At 59.5% G+C, this 16,719-nt stretch carries 15 protein-coding genes; 8 read left to right on the top strand and 7 right to left on the bottom strand.

Annotated features, from left to right (window positions below; genetic code table 11):
* Positions 1 to 8: 8 nt before the first annotated feature.
* Complete coding sequence (locus O3S85_RS20780; protein ID WP_269543132.1) at positions 9 to 635, bottom strand: peroxiredoxin; 627 nt, start codon at positions 633 to 635, stop codon at positions 9 to 11.
* Between the two features lie 171 nt (positions 636 to 806).
* Between O3S85_RS20780 and O3S85_RS20775 the strand changes: the two genes are divergently transcribed.
* From O3S85_RS20775 to O3S85_RS20765, 3 genes are all read left to right on the top strand, one after another.
* A complete protein-coding gene (locus O3S85_RS20775) occupies positions 807 to 1,817 on the top strand; it encodes a LysR family transcriptional regulator (RefSeq protein ID WP_269543131.1) in 1,011 nt (336 codons plus the stop codon).
* Between the two features lie 451 nt (positions 1,818 to 2,268).
* Positions 2,269 to 3,141, top strand: coding sequence for a TatD family hydrolase (locus tag O3S85_RS20770; RefSeq protein WP_269543130.1), 873 nt, complete (start codon positions 2,269 to 2,271; stop codon positions 3,139 to 3,141).
* A gap of 47 nt (positions 3,142 to 3,188) precedes the next feature.
* Positions 3,189 to 3,428, top strand: a complete 240-nt coding sequence (locus O3S85_RS20765; RefSeq protein ID WP_269543129.1) for a (2Fe-2S) ferredoxin domain-containing protein — start codon at positions 3,189 to 3,191, stop codon at positions 3,426 to 3,428.
* A 3-nt stretch (positions 3,429 to 3,431) separates the two neighbouring features.
* On the opposite strand, the gene O3S85_RS20760 is transcribed toward O3S85_RS20765, so the two are convergent.
* Together O3S85_RS20760 and O3S85_RS20755 are read right to left on the bottom strand one after the other, a co-directional pair.
* On the bottom strand, positions 3,432 to 4,511 hold the full coding sequence (locus O3S85_RS20760) for a nitrilase-related carbon-nitrogen hydrolase (protein ID WP_269543128.1): 1,080 nt from the start codon (positions 4,509 to 4,511) through the stop codon (positions 3,432 to 3,434).
* 366 nt (positions 4,512 to 4,877) lie between these two features.
* The gene (locus O3S85_RS20755; protein ID WP_269543127.1) at positions 4,878 to 6,434 is read right to left on the bottom strand and encodes a glycine--tRNA ligase; all 1,557 of its coding nucleotides are present in this window, start codon (positions 6,432 to 6,434) and stop codon (positions 4,878 to 4,880) included.
* A 305-nt stretch (positions 6,435 to 6,739) separates the two neighbouring features.
* Here O3S85_RS20755 and O3S85_RS20750 point away from each other — a divergent pair, with 305 nt between their 5' ends.
* Both O3S85_RS20750 and O3S85_RS20745 read left to right on the top strand, forming a co-directional pair.
* Entirely contained in the window at positions 6,740 to 7,021 is a 282-nt protein-coding gene (locus tag O3S85_RS20750) for a hypothetical protein (protein ID WP_269543125.1), read from the top strand.
* Between the two features lie 27 nt (positions 7,022 to 7,048).
* Positions 7,049 to 8,791 (top strand): fatty acid CoA ligase family protein, encoded by a 1,743-nt coding sequence (locus O3S85_RS20745; RefSeq protein ID WP_269543123.1) that lies wholly within the window; start codon positions 7,049 to 7,051, stop codon positions 8,789 to 8,791.
* Positions 8,792 to 8,829: 38 nt separating this feature from the next.
* Here O3S85_RS20745 and O3S85_RS20740 read toward each other — a convergent pair whose 3' ends face one another.
* Positions 8,830 to 9,660: a TatD family hydrolase gene (locus O3S85_RS20740; protein WP_269543122.1), complete on the bottom strand. Its 831-nt coding sequence runs from the start codon at positions 9,658 to 9,660 to the stop codon at positions 8,830 to 8,832.
* Entirely contained in the window at positions 9,657 to 10,097 is a 441-nt protein-coding gene (locus tag O3S85_RS20735; protein WP_269543121.1) for a VanZ family protein, read from the bottom strand. Before O3S85_RS20735 ends, O3S85_RS20740 begins: the two co-directional genes overlap by 4 nt.
* Positions 10,098 to 10,200: 103 nt before the next feature.
* Between O3S85_RS20735 and O3S85_RS20730 the strand changes: the two genes are divergently transcribed.
* The 3 genes from O3S85_RS20730 to O3S85_RS20720 all read left to right on the top strand — a co-directional run bounded on the left by O3S85_RS20730 (position 10,201) and on the right by O3S85_RS20720 (position 14,479).
* Positions 10,201 to 11,883 (top strand): hypothetical protein, encoded by a 1,683-nt coding sequence (locus O3S85_RS20730; protein WP_269543120.1) that lies wholly within the window; start codon positions 10,201 to 10,203, stop codon positions 11,881 to 11,883.
* A gap of 65 nt (positions 11,884 to 11,948) precedes the next feature.
* Entirely contained in the window at positions 11,949 to 12,686 is a 738-nt protein-coding gene (locus O3S85_RS20725) for an esterase/lipase family protein (protein ID WP_269543119.1), read from the top strand.
* 158 nt (positions 12,687 to 12,844) lie between these two features.
* The gene (locus tag O3S85_RS20720) at positions 12,845 to 14,479 is read left to right on the top strand and encodes an ABC1 kinase family protein (protein ID WP_269543118.1); all 1,635 of its coding nucleotides are present in this window, start codon (positions 12,845 to 12,847) and stop codon (positions 14,477 to 14,479) included.
* A gap of 98 nt (positions 14,480 to 14,577) precedes the next feature.
* Here the strand turns inward: O3S85_RS20720 and O3S85_RS20715 are convergent, their stop codons facing one another.
* Both O3S85_RS20715 and O3S85_RS20710 read right to left on the bottom strand, forming a co-directional pair.
* Entirely contained in the window at positions 14,578 to 15,177 is a 600-nt protein-coding gene (locus O3S85_RS20715) for an REP-associated tyrosine transposase (protein WP_269543117.1), read from the bottom strand.
* Between the two features lie 134 nt (positions 15,178 to 15,311).
* Entirely contained in the window at positions 15,312 to 16,685 is a 1,374-nt protein-coding gene (locus O3S85_RS20710) for a M20/M25/M40 family metallo-hydrolase (protein WP_269543116.1), read from the bottom strand.
* Positions 16,686 to 16,719 lie beyond the last annotated feature (34 nt).

Below are 16,719 nucleotides of genomic sequence, written 5' to 3'. Positions count from 1 at the left end.
ATCAAGCTTTACTTGCTGAGGAAAGACGACACGCCTTCGTGGGACGGCGTCATGGCCTCGGCACCCTTTTCCCAGTTGATTGGGCAAACTTCGCCGTGCTGCTCGAAGTGCTGCAACGCGTCGACCATGCGCAGGGCTTCCTTGATGGAGCGGCCGAGTGGCAGATCGTTAACCACTTGGTGGCGGACGACGCCTTCCTTGTCGATCAGGAACAGGCCGCGGTAGGCCACGAGCTCGCCGGAGGCGACGAGGTTACCCTCGACGTCGATGTCATACTCGCCGGTAAGGACGTCGTAGGCGGAGGCGATGGTCTTGTTGGTGTCGGCCACGAGCGGGTATTTGACACCCTGAATGCCGCCGTCCTTGCGGGGGGTGTTGACCCAGGCCCAGTGGCTGAACTCGGTGTCCGTCGACACGCCGACGACTTCGGTGTCGCGGCCGTGGAACTCAGACAGGTATTCCTGGAAGGCGATGATCTCGGTCGGGCAGACGAAGGTGAAGTCCTTCGGGTAGAAGAACAGAACCACGTATTTCTTACCGAGGAGCTGGTCCAGCGTGTAGCTGTCGACGATCTGGCCGTTAACAACTGCCTTTGCGTTAAAATTAGGTGCTTTCTTACCGACTAATACGGGCATGATACAGATAGTTTGATTGCTTATTTCTCGTAGTCGCGGGAGCCAGGCAAAGCCCAGCCCAGCCCCTGACTGCGGACACTTATAACCGAGAAACCGCTATTCGTGAAATATCTTGTTCCTATAGTTTTAATAGGGTTTGCCTATGCCTGATGTGCCACTAGGTTTGGCCGCATGGAAATGCATCAATTGCGATACTTTACGGCCGTGGCGCGGACGGGGAATTTTACCCGCGCCGCCGAGCAGTGCCACATCGCGCAGCCCTCGCTCTCGCAGCAGATTCGCAAGCTGGAGGACGAGCTGGATGAGAAATTGATCATGCGGCTGCCGGGCGGCAAATCGCGCCTGACGCCCGCGGGGGAAATCCTGCTCTCCCGCGCCAACCGCATCCTGGCCGAGGCCCAAAGCGCGGTGGAAGAATTGCGCGACCGGCAAAAAGTCGTTCGCGGGGCCGTCCGCCTGGGAGCGATCCCGACCGTGGCACCGTTCCTGATTCCCGATGCGCTGCTGGCGTTTAATGAGCAGCATCCGGAGGTCGAGCTGGTGGTCCACGAGGCGACCACGGAGCAACTGTTGACCCAACTCGAGCGCAACGAGCTGGACTTTGTCATCGTCAGCCCGCCGCTCGCTGGCGGCCCCTGGCAGACGGAAAGCCTTGGCAGCGAGTCGCTCTACCTGGTGACGCCCGAGGGCAACCACCACATCAAAAAGCGCGCGCCGACGCTCGATGATCTGCGCGAGGAGGAGTTTATCCTGATGCGCGAGGGACACTGCCTGACCGGGCAGGTCATGAAGTTTTGCAAGATGGCAGAGTTCCGTCCACGGGTGCGTTTCCTGAGCGCGCAGGTAGAGACGCTCAAGGCGCTAATCCGCTCGGGCGCAGGGGTGTCACTACTGCCCGAGATGGCCTTGGGCGATGTCTCCAAAGAAAGCAGGCTGCACGTGATCGCGTTTAAAAACCCGGCACCGCAGCGTGAGATCGTCTTCGCCTCGCTCCCGGATTTCCCCCTGCCGCTTGCGGCGCGCGAGTTTCAGGGTTATTTAAAGAAAGCCTTCGAGCAACGCACCCAAACCATGAGCGACAAATCCGACAAAAAGCCCGAGAAGAAGCCCAAGAAACCCAGCGAAAAACTCGCCGCCACCGGCAAGCCCGCCCTGCGCGGCAAGCGCAAGAATCGGAATTAAACGCGGGCCAGCGAGGCGTTTGGGCATGCGTGGATTTTTAACTACGAATAGCGCGAATGAGCGCTGATCCAGGAGGCGCAGATGTCTCTCACGGAGGCACGGAGAGCACGAAGGTAAAGGCGTGCGATTTAGAGAGTCAGGTAGCGCAGGCGCGTCTCGCGCCGCACCCCATGCTGACGGTCTTTTATCGATCTGCCCTCTGTAGGGATCGCGCTTGCGACGCCGTATTAGGTGGCGCGGCTTGAGCGGGTGCGGCGTCGCGCAAGCGCGAGCCCTACATTAAGAACGTAATTTGGATAACCACTCAGCTGGGGTGCAGCGTGAGACGCGTCTGCCTGGTAAGTTCGCCTTTTGGTCTATTTTTGAATTCGCTTTCATTAACTTCCCGGTCTTTCCGATCTTCCTGTTTAAAGAAACACGTTTTGTTGGCCTTTGCGCTCTCCGTGTCTCCGTGAGAAAAAACCGCGTCCTGCCTCTCCGCGAAATCATCATTGTCCCGCAGCCGCGCCGTCCCTTCAATGCCGCCATGGATTTAATCGACAGCCATTGTCACTTTGAGAAGTTTCACCAGCGCGGCCAGGTGGGTGCCATCATTGCGCGGGCAGCAGAGCTCGGCGTGAACCGCTTTATCAACATCGGCACCTCGATGGACGACTGGGCGCTGTATCGCGACCTCGCGCGCAAACATCTGGGCAAGCTTTTCTGGACCGCCGGGCTGCACCCCTGCCATGTCGAGGAGGACTGGCGCGACCACGTGACCGCGCTCTCGACCTACTGGACGGATGACCCCGCGCCCGTCGCCTTGGGTGAGATCGGCCTCGATAATTTCCACCTGCCCAAGTATCCCGACGAAGCCGCCGAGGTAAAAAAACGCCAGGCTGATGCCTTCCGTGCGCAGCTCGACATGGCCTTCCAGTTTGATGCGCCCATCGTGGTCCACTCGCGCAACGCCTTCGACGAAACCATGGCTATTCTCGAGGAGAAACAGTTCCCCGGCGAGAAGGTGGTGTTCCACTGCTTCGCCGAGGGGCCCGAGGAAATGAAGCGCCTGTATGCCTACGGTGGCCGCGCGTCCTTCACGGGCATTGTGACCTACAAGAGCGCGGAAAACGTTCGCCAGGCCGTGATCGAGCAAGGCATTGAGCGCATCATGGTCGAGACCGACGCGCCTTACCTCGCGCCGGTTCCCCACCGCGGTAAGGAATGCGAGCCCGGCTACACGCGTTACACCGCCGAGAAATGTGCGGAGCTGTTGGGGCTTTCGTTGGAAGATTTCGCCACCCGGGCAACGGCCAATACCGAGGCGTTTTTCGGGCTGAAATAATTGCCGCCGTCACTGGACGCAGCGGCCGAATGCATTAAGTTCGCCGCTTGGAAACGCTTTTCATTTGCCGAAAATGCTCGAAGCCCAAGGCGGACACGGTCTTGGGCAAGGCCCGCAGCGGCAAGAAGCTGTATCAGAAGCTCGCCGCACGCGAGGATTTGCCGTTTCGCGTGCGCCCTTGTAAGTGCCTCGGCCAATGTAAAAAAGGCCCCAATGGACTCTGCCTCCCGGGTAAAATCCGCCTCAATCACTTATCGGTCAAAGCGGTGAAAGCGATGCGTGAGTAAGCCTTACTCGTAGCGAAACTCGCCACCAAACAAATCCATGTCCTCCGTTATCGGCCCTGTCGAAGTGTCGATGAACTTCGCTTCTTTACTCAGAAGCTGCCCGTAGAGCTCGGGGCGGCGGTCTTTCAAATAATGATAGGCCGGGGCGGGGTGAGTGCGGCCGTAGTAGGCGGGCACGCAGTCGCAGACGAGGAGCGTGTCCTGCTCGTTGTGTGCGGCCACGAGGATCTCCCCATGCGGCGAGCAGACCATGGAATTGCCGCGGTAGTGCCAGCTGTCGCCGTCGCGCGTTTCGTAGCCGCAGCGGTTGACGTAGGCGAAAAACAGGTTGTTGGAATACGCATGGGCGGGGAATTGCACCTTGGCCACATCGGGGTAGGGGACGCTGCTCATGCGGCCGTCGGGCAGGCGGTAATAGGTGTCCGCCGCCGTCGGGCCGACGATTAACTTCGCGCCCTTGAGCGCCAGAATGCGCATCAGCTCGGGGAACTCGCACTCGTAGCAATTGACCACGCCCACGGGAAAGCCCGCGATCTTGTGGACGGGATAATCGCTGTCGCCGATGTCCCAATTGTCGCGCTCCTGCTGGCCGTAAAGATGGCACTTCTTATAACTGTCGAGCAGCGCGCCATGCTCGTCGATCACGGCGATGCTGTCGTAATAATACGCGCGGTCTTCGCGGTCGACGCGTTCGCCGTAGCTGACGATCACGCCCATCTTGTGCTGCTTGGCGATCTCCCGAATGCGCGTAATGCTCGGGCCGTCACAGGTCTCGGCGGTGGCGTGCGCGGTCTCTGGGTTGTGCGTGTAGCCCTGCAAATAAAGCTCGGGAAAGGAGATCACCTGCGCGTGATAATGCTTGGCCTTCTCGACAGCCATTTCGAGGCGCGCGAGGTTTTGCTCGGTCGCGCCATCGCCGCATGCGCCCTGTGCCTGATAGATCGCCAAGCGAATGCCGGCGCCCTTGGGGGGCAACTCGTCGTAGATCGACGTGCGCACTTGCAGCTTGCGGTAGGAAGCCTCGACGGTCGCGCCGAAATGCGGCGTCCCGTCATTCACGAGAAAAGAAGATGCGTCAGCCATGCCGGGGACTATGGCTGCGGGGGAGTGGGCCGTCGAGTGTTTCTGATTAATTTAGCCACGGATTAACGCGGATGAAACACGGATGCCAGCGAGGCGTGGGTGTTTCTCACGAAGGCACGGAGGGCACAAAGGCCAGCGAGGCGTATTTTTAACAGGAAGAGCGGGAAGGACGGGAAGCTTGTTGAGCAGCATTTAAGAGAATTCAAAACAATCTACGAGGGAGTGGCCTTTGTGCTCTCCGTGCCTTCGTGAGAGACAAACCATCCTGCCTCTCAGCATCCGCGTGAAATCCGCGTTCATCCGTGGCTAATAAAAAACGCCCGGCTGGAATACCGGGCGTTTTCGAAAATCTAATATCGCTGCGACTTACTCGCCCTCGATCTTCTTTTCGAGATAGGCAAACAGATCGGCTTCGCTGACGCGGACTTGTTCCGTGGTGTCGCGGTCGCGGAGGGTCACGGTGCCGTCCTTTTCGATGGTGTCGAAGTCGACGGTGATGCCGAACGGCGTGCCGATTTCGTCCTGGCGGCGGTAGCGCTTGCCGATGGCGCCAGACTCGTCCCAGAAAACCGGCCAGCGGCGCTGGAGTTTCTTGTAAAGCGCGCGGGCGGCTTCGACGAGTTCGGGCTTGTTCTTGAGCAGCGGGAAGACGGCGGCCTTGTAGGGCGCGATGCGCGGGTGGAACTTCATCACGACGCGCTTCTCGGGCTTGCCCTTGTCGTTGGGGACCTCGTCTTCGGTGTAGGCGGCGGTCAGCACAGCCAGCAGCGTGCGGTCGACGCCGAGGGACGGCTCGATGACGTGCGGGATGTATTTGAACGGCTCCTGGCCAGCTTGCTTGCGGGCCTCGTCGAAGTATTCCATGGACTTCTTGGAGAACTCCTGGTGCTGCGTCAGGTCGAAGCAGCCGCGGCAGGCGATGCCCCACAGCTCTTGCTCACCGTGCGGGAAATGGAAGCTGAGGTCCGTCGTGCCCTTGGAATAGTGCGAGAGCTTTTCCTGGGGGTGGACGTCTTCGCCGATCTGGTCACGCGGAATGCCGATGGAGACGAGCCAGTCGATGCAGGCGTCGATCCAGTCGCGGTGCATCTGCTGCCAATCGGCGTCGGGCGCGATGAAGTATTCGATCTCCATCTGCTCGAACTCGCGGGAGCGGAAAATGAAGTTGCGCGGCGTAATCTCATTGCGGAACGCCTTACCGATCTGGGCAATGCCAAACGGGATCTTCACACGGGCCGTGTCGACGACGTTGTTGAAATTGTTAAAGATGCCCTGGGCCGTCTCGGGACGCAGGTAGCTGACGGCAGAGCTGTCCGCCAACGGGCCGACCTTGGTCTCGAACATCAGGTTGAAGTCGCGCGGCTCGGTGAGCGTGCCAGCGGCGGAGGCGTCCGGCCCGAGGGTGGCGGCGCGCTGCTCGGCGGTGGCTTCGGTGAACTCGGTGCGCTCGGCGAGGGCGTCGAGGTCGATCTCGGCCTGTTTATCGCCCTTGGCATCGCGAACCTTCTTGGCGCGCTTGAGAATGTCGTCCGTGGCGGTGTCTTCCATGAACGCCACATAGCCGCCGAGCTCGCCGTTGAGCTTAACCGGGGCAATAAAGAGCTGGTCGGCGCGGTAACGGAGCTTGGACTCCTTGCAGTCGACCATTGGGTCGGAGAAGCCGCCGATGTGGCCGCTGGCCTCCCAAGTGCGCGGGTGCATGATGATGGAGCTGTCCAGCCCGACGATGTCATCACGGCGGTGCACGAAGTCCTGCCACCAGGTTTGCTTGATGTTGTTGCGCAGCTCGACGCCAAGGGGACCGTAGTCGAAGAAGCCTTGGTAGCCGCCGTAAATATCGGACGACTGGAAAATAAAGCCGCGACGCTTGCACAGGCTGACAAGCGTTTCCATGCTGGGAGTCTGGTGGGTTTCCGTGGACATAAGAGACAGGTTTGAAAGGGTTTTCCGCCCCTGGGGCAAAGAAATTCCGGTTTTCGGCGCATTTTTCGGTTGGGATTGGCTGTCGTGCGCGGTTGGCTTCAGCCATCCGCCTTCCAGAATCGGCCTACGTGTCGGCCTCTAAAGAGACCGACCTACGCTTTTCATTGCCTACCTTTTTAGCCCGCAAAAGGACATTTTTTTCAAAAAATCGTTGCCCTCGTGCAAAAATACCGGTTGAGCAATGCCTTACGAAGTGATACTTTGCTCTTGCCTAACCAATTGTTAAACGCGTTTTATACTGATTTATGAAATCTACTTCCAAGCTTGTCCTTGCTTCTTTCGCTCTTGGCGCCGCTGCCCTGTTTTCTGGCTGCGCTGACTCCGTGCCTAGCGATGCGCATGCGCTCTACCAGCGTAATAACCAAGGCTTCAATTTCCTGGGTCTCGTTGATTACTCCCCGGAATCCTACGATCACGTTGCGGAATACTCCGCCTCCGTGCACAGCGATGAGCTGCTTGATCGTAAGAACATCACCGGCGACAATCTTTCCCTCTTCTGGGGTTCGTTCGTTTACGCGGACTACTAAGCCGCCCGTTTGGGCCTGAGCTTTTACATGGGCGAGGTCGACAACTGCGATTCGCCCGTCAGCAATGTGGCGCGTTTTCTGCCAGAGGCAGCGGCGCGCCAGCCTGATTTCCCCGCCCTCCGGCTTCCCCGCCGCCGTGGCGGGGCGCTTGCGTACGATACCCTGACATTCGCGGAGCTGGAAACCGCCGCTTGCGCCTCCGCGCAGATTTTCACCGAAAAGGGCATCCGCCGCGGCAGCCGCGTGCTGCTGATGGTGAAGCCCGGGCGCGACCTGATCCTGGCGGTCTTTGCGCTCTTTAAGATCGGTGCCGCCCCGGTGGTGATCGATCCGGGCATGGGCCGCAAACACTTCCTGGCCTGCGTCCGCCGCACCCGGCCCGACGCCATGGTCGGCATCCCGTTGGCGCAGTTCCTCAGCCGGGTATTCCGCAAGGATTTTTCCACGGTCCAGGCTCGGGTAACCGTTGGAAATCAAGGCTTTGCCAAACAAATTGCGGCGCTGGGCAAGGCAACCTTTGCCCCAGCGCAAACGACGGCTGACGAGCTGGCGGCCATCCTGTTTACCAGTGGTTCCACGGGCCCGCCCAAGGGCGTGCGCTACGAGCACGGCATGTTTGAGGCGCAGGTGCGGATGATCCGCGCGCACTACGGCATCGAGCCTGGCGGGGTGGACTTGCCGATGTTGCCGGTCTTCGCGCTGTTTAATCCCGCCCTCGGGATGACCACCGTCGTCCCCGAGATGAACCCGAGCAAGCCGGCTGCCGTCGACCCCGCCAAGATCGTCCAGGCCATTCAGCAAAACGAGGTGACGAACAGCTTTGGCTCGCCGGTGCTGTGGAACAAGATCGCGACGCATTGCGAGGCCCACGGAATCACCTTGCCGACGATCCGCTGCATTCTCATGGCGGGTGCCGCCGCGCCGCCCTCGCTGATCCGGCGGCTTAAGGCGCTGCTGCCCAATGGCGAAATCCACACCCCCTATGGTGCGACTGAGGTGCTGCCGGTGGCCTCGATCAGCGGTTCGCAAATACTTCAGAAAACCCAAAGCCTCACCGAGCAGGGACGGGGTGTCTGCGTTGGCCAGCTGCTGCCCGAAGTTTCCGCGCAGATCATCCGCATCGTCGATGGGCCAATCCCAACGATGGCCGAGGTCGAACCACTGCCTGCTGGTGAAATCGGCGAAATTGTCGTCACCGGGCCGAGTGTGACGAAGGCCTATGACGCATTGGCCGAAGCGACCGCGAAAGCGAAGATCCAGCAACAATCGGAATTTTTGAATGCGGAATGCGGAGTGCGAAGTGCGGAATTAACAGATGGATTAGATGATTCCGCACTTCGCACTCCGCATTCCGCAATTGTCTGGCATCGCATGGGCGATCTGGGCTATTTCGATGCGGAGGGGCGTCTGTGGTTCTGCGGGCGCATGGCCGAGCGGGTGGAAACACCGCAGGGGCTGATGTTTACCGAGTGCGTCGAGGCGATTTTTAATCAGCACCCGCGGGTGTTTCGCAGCGCGTTGGTGGGGCTTGGGAAGCGGCCTGAGCAGACGCCGTGCATCGTCATCGAGCCCCAGCCCGGGGAATGGCCTGGCGACGCCCGCGCGCAAAAAGCCTTTACCGATGAGCTGTTGCAATTGGCCGCAGGCAACGAGCTGACCCGTGGCATCGGGGAAATCCGCTTCAAGCAGCGCTTCCCCGTCGATGTCCGCCACAACGCCAAGATTCACCGCCTCGATCTGGCGCGGGAGTTCGGCCCCGAGCGCTCCTGAGTGGGCTGTCGGGCATGTTGGTTGGTCTCAGCGTAAACTTAGCTTTCGCCGAAAAGCCGGGTGAAGTTTTCCGCAACCTGACTGCGGATCGTGGCTGGGTCGCCATTAAGGATGCTGGTGGCGGCGGCGTAGCTGGCGGCGATGTTGGCCGGGTGGTGCGGGGGCTCGCCGTTGGGGGCGTGGGAGAAGGGGACTTTGCCCGGCAGAGAGTGGGTCTGCCACGGCTCGGGGGGAAGCATGTCGGGCGCGTCAGTTTCGAGGAGGAGTCGGTCGGGCGGGGTGGCGCGGAGGGACTCGCGGTGCTTGGCCTTGCGCTCGTGCATGACGTAGGCAGAGAAGCTAAAATAGCCGCCGAGATCCGCGAACTCGCGAATCATTTCCGGGGAGCCGCCATAGCCGTGCAGGTGAAAACCGCGGGCGGGGCGGGGGCCGTTTTTCAGCGCTTCGAGCATCGGGCCCCAGGCCTGGAGGCAGTGCAGGGAAATAGCGCGATTGTCCCGCTCTGCTAGTGCCAACTGCGCATGCAGGGCGTCGAGCTGGCGCGGCAAATCGTGGTCTTTTATCCAGCGGTCCAGCCCGGCTTCGCCAATGACGGCCCTGGGAAAGCGGGCGAGGAAATCTTCCAACTGGGCAAGCCAGTCCGGCGGCGCTGCGTTGACCTGCCAGGGGTGCAGGCCAAAGGCGGGGATGACGCGCGGATCGCTCTCGGCCAGCGCGGCGACGGCGGGCCAGTCACCCGGGTGGGTGCCGTTGACGACTACTTTGCCCAACGGCAACTGGGCCAGGTCGCGCTCGATTTTTTCCCGATGCGGCGTGAGCCGCGGGTCGTGCCAGTGGCAATGCGCATCGTATAGCGGCGCGTCGTTCATGGCTCCAGTCTCGGCTTTCGGGGAAAGACCGCCAACTCCAAAAAGCGCCGATAGCCTGCCCAGCCGCGATAGATATACACCGCGAGCACGCCGCCAAACACGTCGGCAATCCAGTCGGCGATGTCCATGAAGCGTCCGGGCGTGTGGCTCTGGTGCAGCTCGTCAGCGAGCCCGAACAGCGCGGTAATGACAATGGCCAGAATGGTCCGCAGGCCGCTTGGCCAGGTGGGGTTGGCGAGCCGGTAAATGGAGGTCGCCAGCAGGCCAAAGACGAGGGCGTGGATGACTTTGTCCATCGACACAAAGGTGAACGACGGCGTGGCCGGATTTCCCCCGGAGGCCACGGTGATCGCCAGCATCAGCCCCAGCGGTTGCCACCAGCGCAGGCGATGGTGCCAGAGGGCGAGGCGGCGTTGGCTGGCGGGGGTGGCGTGCATGGGGCCACTGAATAACCATGCGGACGGGCGGTGCGTCGAGTCGCAAATCACGCGAAGGTTTCCATTGATTGAGCACCCGCGCGGGCTTACGTTGCCCCTCAGTATGCAAAAAGTCATGGGCATCCTGTTGATCTTTGTCGCCTCGCTTTTGGGGCTCGGTGCCTGGATGCTGCCCGTGTATCTCGACGCCGTGGCACCCCGGGTGCTGCGCGCGGTGGGGGCCGAGGGCAAACCCGCGGCGGCCTCGGCAGACCTGCTTCTCGTCGAGGGGCAACAGGGACCGGCGTGGCGGATTAACCGGGCTTTGCAGCAGCTGCCCAACTCGGATGAAGCCTATGCGGCGAGCGAGGAATTTCTCAATGGCCAGATCGCGGCTTTCATGGCCGAGCACCCGGAGGATCGGCTCACGGGCAGTGTCGAGGCCTACGGATTGCAGGTGATGAAGATGGCTCCACGTCCGCCGGAGCTGGCGGCCGATGCCGGGCCGATGCCCTTTCAGCGCTTGCTTACGCAGCGGGATAACCGCGAGGCGGTGCTGGCGCTCTTGCAGGAGTCGCGCAACCAGAACGTGCAGCAGATTTTGCAAACGCGGGGTATGCACGGGGTGCGGCACTTTATGCCGGTGGCCTCGGCGGCGGGGGCTCCGTTGGACTCCGCGATCCTGACCACCGCGCTGCTCGTGCAGGCTGGTTTCATCGGGCCGGAGTTCGCGCGCGAGGTCGCCACCATGGCGCAACTGGCGATGAGCGGCGAGGGCGCGGCGGTGTCGCGGATGGAGGCGTTTTACATGTCGATGCTGGGGGCTGGTCAACGGCTGGACTGGGCCTCGCTCGGAGCCTGGGCCCGCCTGGCGCGCGACCCCGTTACCTTCATGCGTGCCACGACCTTGCTGCGCCGCAGCGGCGAGCGAGAGTCACTGGTGTTTGGCGTCGTGATGCTCAGCCAGCGGCCGGACTGGCTGGCGGATTACTATGAGGAATTTGGCGACGAGGCCTGGGCTGACCTGGAGGAGGTTTTTCCGTGGGGCAAGCAATCGCTGGTTTACCTGCTGGAAAATCAGCTGCCGCTCTACGATGGCCCGGCGGCCCAGGCATCGGGCGCGGAAATTTTGCCCCCAGACGTGGAGCAGGTGTTGGTCAGTTTTTGCGCAAACGTGCGGACCATGGCGATCGTGGTGAAAATACTCGGCCTGCTCTTAGCCGGGATGCTGATGGCGGCGGGGCTGAAGCTCTTGCTCACGAGCCGCGCGGAGGCGACGAGCAACTCGCCAGGTATGGCTTGGATGCAGAATGCGGTCGTCGGGGTAATCCTGCTGCTGCTGGTGATCAGTTTTCAGGAGCCGCAGCTCTTTGCGCAACCGGTGACGGAACCGGGCGCGTTGTTTTTAGAATTTGAATTACCCGCACAAGTCGCCACAGTGGAGGGCGAATCCATGCCGAACGCTTCTATCGATCAACAAACTGTCCTGGTCCTGCTCATCTTTTTTATGATGCAGCTGGTGATCTACATCGTGTGCCTGATGAAGCTTTCCACGCTGAAGCGGGCCCCTGTCCCAGCGCAGACGCGCATCACGCTGCTGGAGAACGAGGAGCCGCTGTTTGACCTCGGCCTTTACGTGGGGCTGTCGGGTACGGTGATTTCGCTGCTCATGCTGGCGATGGGCATTGTGCAGGCCAGTCTCGTGGCAGCGTATGCCTCGACCTTGTTTGGCATTATTTTCGTGGCGCTGCTGAAGATTCTCCACGTGCGTCCGCTCAAGCGAAAGCTGATTCTGGAGCGCAGTTAATCGCCTGGGCGCGCAAAAATACGAGCCGCGTTGGACAATTCAATGTGGGCCGTTATGATAAAATAATGCGCTGGTTTGTGTTTCTGTGGCTGCTACCGGTCGCGCTGTTTGCGGAAAAGCAGACAGTGGTGTTGTTGCATGGGCTGGCGGCGAGCTCCGGCACGATGGTCCACATTGAGTCGACGCTTGAGGCCGCCGGTTACCTGGTGGTGAACCTCGACTATCCGTCAATGAGTGAATCGCTCGAAACGATCTCAGCGAATATGCGCGCCAGGATTGTGGCGGAGACCGCTGAAGCCGAGCAGGTCCATTTTGTGACGCATTCGATGGGCGGCATCGTGCTGCGGATGATTCAGCGGGACGCGCCGCTGGACAACATTGGCCGCGTGGTAATGATCGCTCCACCGAATCACGGCAGTGACGCAGTGAATGTGCTGCAGGGCCTGCCGGGCTTCCTGTGGGCGATTGGGCCCTCGGGTGCGCGCCTGGCCGCTGGTGACAACGAATCCCTGGCTAGCCTCGGCCCTCCTAATTTCGAGCTGGGCGTGATTGCGGGCAGCAAGGGGCTGGATCCGTTTATCTCGTCGATGATTCCCGGCCCGGACGATGGCGTGGTCTCCATCGAAAGCACCAAGCTTGAGGGAATGGCGGACTTTACGGTCGTCCACGATTCGCACCCGGTGCTGGTTTTCAACGGCCAAGTGATGGACCAAATACTGGCCTTTCTGGAAAAGGGCGAATTTATCGATAAAAATTCATCGCCGCAGAATCCCTTCGCCGGGAATTGGACGCACCGGCGTTAGTGCTGGGGGCAGATTTTATTAGAATCGTCAGGCGTTCGGTAGCTCGGCGTCGGCTTCTGGAAGGTGGCTATAAATTGAAAGAATCAGCTGCGTAATTTTGCAAAATTAGCAATCTGAGGCCATACGTTTAGTATTACTGATTAATTGTGCTGAACTCTATGAATAACCTTCCTCACCGCCTTAAGACTTATGCTGAACTTGCAAAATTTTTTGCGTTTCACTTTGGCCCGATGGTCAACCACAGTCAAAATGCGGCAGAAGGCGTGGCGACGAGTGATATGGCGGAGGATGCGGAAAAATTCGCCAAACAATTGGAGGGCATGGGCTCAACCTTTGTGAAGTTTGGCCAGTTGCTGTCCACCCGCACTGATTTGCTGGCCAAGCCCTACATTGATGCGCTCCAACGCTTGCAGGACGACGTTGAGCCAGTGCCATTTGAAGATATCAGCGCCACTTTTGAAGAGGATTTCGGCATCACGCTGGACAAGGCATTCGCCGAAGTAAAGCGGGAGCCGGAGGCCGCCGCATCCCTTGGTCAAACACACCGCGCGACGACCCGTGAAGGGGTGGAGGTCATTGTCAAAATCCAGCGCCCCGGCGTGCGTCGAAAAGTCATTCAGGACTTGGATGTATTGGATTCGGTTGCCGCATTTGCCAGTGAACACTCGGAATCGGCGCGTAATTACCGGGTGTGCGACTTGGTTGATCATTTTCGAGACAGCATTGTTGGTGAGCTCAACTACCGGAAAGAAGTGATGAACCTGCAAACGCTGGCCAAGAACATTGAGCGCTTCCCCCGGTTGATGACGCCTGGCGTGCATTTGTCCCTCTGTTCTGAGCGAGTGATCACGATGGATTACATTCACGGGAGCAAAGTCACGGAAATATCCGGTGTCAGCCTGCTGGATGTCGATGGGGAGAAGCTGGTCGATGAACTGGTGGCCGCCTTTTTAAAGCAATATTTGACAGACGGATTTTTCCATGCGGATCCGCATCCAGGCAACTTATTGCTCACTCAGGATAACCGCATGGCCTTTATCGATCTGGGGATGGTTGGTCGCCTCAGTGAAACGATGAGCGATGCGCTTTATCAGGTCTTCTCCGGCATTGCCGAGAATAAGAGCGAGCGCGTGACCAATACGCTGCTGGATGTTGGTTATCAGGGCAACCATGAGGTTGCGCGGGCGGAACTGCAGTCAGACATTTCGTCACTCATTGCCAGGCAGCATGACGTAACGGTATCGGAGTTGCAGTTCGGAGCGGTGGTCATGAAAATTTTCCAGATTTGCGCCGATCATCATATCATCATTCCACGCGAATTTCTTTTGGTGGCTAAATCGCTCCTCAATCTGGATCGCATTGCGGTGATTCTGGCCCCGAAATTTAATCTCTCCAATGCCACGCGCACCCACCTGAAAGTGATTGCGGCCAAGCGCACCGTCAGCTCGCTCAAGCCGAGCGACTTGTTTGAAGCGGCGCTGGAGTTCAAGGAACTGGTGCAGCAGGCACCCCACCGGCTGAATAACTTACTCGATAACCTGGCCGACAACAAATTTCGCATCGATGCCGACGTGATTGATGAGACCGCGCTGATTCAAGGTTTTCAGAAAATTGCCAACCGCATCACGGTGGGCGTGATTACTGCAGCGCTCATCATTGGTGCCGCGTTGATGATGCGCATCGAAACGGAATTTCAGATATTCGGTTATCCGGGCTTTGCGATGTTGCTCATGATCGCCGCGATGTTTCTCGGAGTCACGACGATCATTGGCATTTGGCGCACTGACAAGTAGCGTGGTCAATAGAACGTAACCCCGAAGGATCGCGAACCTCTGTGTTCGCATACAATCCATCTAACTGAAACAATGCGAACACAGAGGTTCGCGTTCCTTCATGCTTCACGTATGTCCGCGGCACTGCTCCAAGGCCAGTCTTCGGCGCGTTGGCAGAGGCCCGCCTTGACTGGATTTTGGTGTATGTAATCTACGACGCGCTTATAGTGGGACTCGTCGCGGATATAGCGGTCCCAGTATTCGGGCTGCCAGAGTGGTCCATCGCCGAGTTTATCTCCGTGGCCGTTGTCGAAGAGCCAAGCTTTTATTTCGCGTGCACTAAAACTCTTCCAACTGGATACCGTTTTCTGCATCGACCAGTCGGGGTAGGGGCGAAAGAGGACATGGGCATGATTCGGCATGACGACAAAGGCGTGCAAGTCTAGGCGTTCTCCGTCAAAAAACTTGATGCAGTTCGCGACGATGTCAGCGAGTTGTCCATGCTTTAGCCAGCAGGAGCCATAACCTGCGTCCAAGTAGTCGTGGAGGCGTTGCAGTTTTTCGATGCCACGTTTATTCTCGGGGGCCAGTTTTATCGCTTCATCAATGCGGCGAATCGCTTTCAGTGGAATGCTGTCCGCCAAATGAAGTGTAACGTGCTGTATCTTCTCCGGGTTGTCTAGATGCGGTAGATAGCCTCTGGAGTGCCAGCCTTTCATGGGACATGTATCGGTGGGTGCTAGGCTGTGAAGAGGGAGGAGAAAGGAACGCGAACCTCTGTGTTCGCACTGTTTCAGTTAGATGGAGTGTAGGCGAACACAGAGGTTCGCGTTCCTTCATACTTTTCGTTCCCCTACTTCGCCAAATCTTCAAACAACCGCTCATAGAGCGCCGCGCCGCGTTCGATGATCTTGCAGTGCATGGATTCATCGGGGGCGTGGAGGTTATCCTCCTTGGTGAAGAGGCCGAGCATGAGCGAGTCGAGGCCAAGGGTTTCCTTGATGTCGCCGATGATCGGCACGCTGCCGCCTTCGCGGAGGTAAACCGGGGCCTGGCCCCAGATGTCGGGGATGGCCTTCTCGGCGATTTCGAATGCGCGGCTCTTGGTGGAGCCGTCGCGCGCGGTGCCGCCCTTGCCCGGCGGGATCACCTGGTAGGCCGGGCCGCCGGAGTGGATGTCGAGCTCGACCTTCACGCCCTTGGGGGCGCGCTCCATAATGGTATCGGCGAGTAGCTTTTGAATCTTGTCGGCGTCCTGGTTGGCCACGAGGCGACAGGTGATCTTGGCGAACGCCTTGGACGGGATGACGGTCTTTTCGCCCTCACCTTGGTAGCCGCCGCCGATGCCGTTAAACTCCAGTGTCGGGGCAAAGCGGGTGCCTTCGAAGCAGTTGAGGCCGGGCGGGCAGTGAAATTCGTCCACGCCGAGGAATTTGCGGTAGTCCTCCTCGGAGGTGGGGAGCTTGGCCAGCTCGTCGCGTTCCCAGTCTTGCGGCATGACGACGTCGTCATAGAAGCCCGGGACGTTGATCGTGCCGTCGGGATTGTGCAGGGACGCGCAAATTTCCATCAGCGCCTGGAGCGGGTTGAGAATGCAGCCGCCGTGGATGCCCGAGTGCAGGTCTTGCTTCGGACCGGTGACGTTGATCTGCATCGGTGCCAGGCCGCGCAGGGCGAGGGTAATCGCCATGGTGTCCGGGCTCGGGCAGCCGGTGTCGGACAGGATGACCATGTCGGCCTTGCTCAGTCGCTCTTTATAATTCTCCAGAAAGCCGGCAAAGCTCGGGCTGCCAATTTCTTCCTCGCCCTCGATCATCCAGGTAATGCGCAGCGGGAGGTCGGGATTCCGTTCGAGCACGCGGGAAAGTGCGGTTAGCTGAACGGCGATGGGGCCTTTGTTATCGGCGGCACCGCGGCCATAAATGCGGTCACCGCGCACCTCGGTCTCGAAGGGCGGCGTGGTCCACAGATTGAAAGGGTCGGCGGGCTGGACGTCGTAGTGGCCATATACGAGGATGTGCGGCCAGTCGTCATGATCGGCACCGCGCTCGGCAAGGATTATCGGGTGCAGCGGCGTATCAACCGTTTCCACGGTAAAGCCCAGCGCTTCCAGCTTGGCGGCAACGCTCTCGCGGGCACCTTTCATGCCCTCGGCGTATTGCGGATCGGTGGATACGCTGGGGTGGCTGACGAATTCGGAAATTAATTGAAGCGGGTCAAAGGCCATGGCGGCAGTATGTACAGAGTGGTCGTGGTTTGAA

This window comes from Cerasicoccus sp. TK19100 (genome assembly GCF_027257155.1).
GTDB classification, from domain to species: Bacteria; Verrucomicrobiota; Verrucomicrobiia; order Opitutales; family Cerasicoccaceae; genus Cerasicoccus; species Cerasicoccus fimbriatus.
This window is presented reverse-complemented; position numbering and strand designations above follow the sequence as displayed.

Bases quoted from the DNA above. Each gene is read 5' to 3' on its own strand.
- O3S85_RS20780 (WP_269543132.1), bottom strand. From the start codon at position 635: ATGCCCGTATTAGTCGGTAAGAAAGCACCTAATTTTAACGCAAAGGCA.
- O3S85_RS20775 (WP_269543131.1), top strand. From the start codon at position 807: ATGGAAATGCATCAATTGCGATACTTTACGGCCGTGGCGCGGACGGGG.
- O3S85_RS20760 (WP_269543128.1), bottom strand. From the start codon at position 4,511: ATGGCTGACGCATCTTCTTTTCTCGTGAATGACGGGACGCCGCATTTC.
- O3S85_RS20755 (WP_269543127.1), bottom strand. From the start codon at position 6,434: ATGTCCACGGAAACCCACCAGACTCCCAGCATGGAAACGCTTGTCAGC.
- O3S85_RS20750 (WP_269543125.1), top strand. From the start codon at position 6,740: ATGAAATCTACTTCCAAGCTTGTCCTTGCTTCTTTCGCTCTTGGCGCC.
- O3S85_RS20745 (WP_269543123.1), top strand. From the start codon at position 7,049: ATGGGCGAGGTCGACAACTGCGATTCGCCCGTCAGCAATGTGGCGCGT.
- O3S85_RS20740 (WP_269543122.1), bottom strand. From the start codon at position 9,660: ATGAACGACGCGCCGCTATACGATGCGCATTGCCACTGGCACGACCCG.
- O3S85_RS20735 (WP_269543121.1), bottom strand. From the start codon at position 10,097: ATGCACGCCACCCCCGCCAGCCAACGCCGCCTCGCCCTCTGGCACCAT.
- O3S85_RS20730 (WP_269543120.1), top strand. From the start codon at position 10,201: ATGCAAAAAGTCATGGGCATCCTGTTGATCTTTGTCGCCTCGCTTTTG.
- O3S85_RS20725 (WP_269543119.1), top strand. From the start codon at position 11,949: ATGCGCTGGTTTGTGTTTCTGTGGCTGCTACCGGTCGCGCTGTTTGCG.
- O3S85_RS20720 (WP_269543118.1), top strand. From the start codon at position 12,845: ATGAATAACCTTCCTCACCGCCTTAAGACTTATGCTGAACTTGCAAAA.
- O3S85_RS20715 (WP_269543117.1), bottom strand. From the start codon at position 15,177: ATGAAAGGCTGGCACTCCAGAGGCTATCTACCGCATCTAGACAACCCG.
- O3S85_RS20710 (WP_269543116.1), bottom strand. From the start codon at position 16,685: ATGGCCTTTGACCCGCTTCAATTAATTTCCGAATTCGTCAGCCACCCC.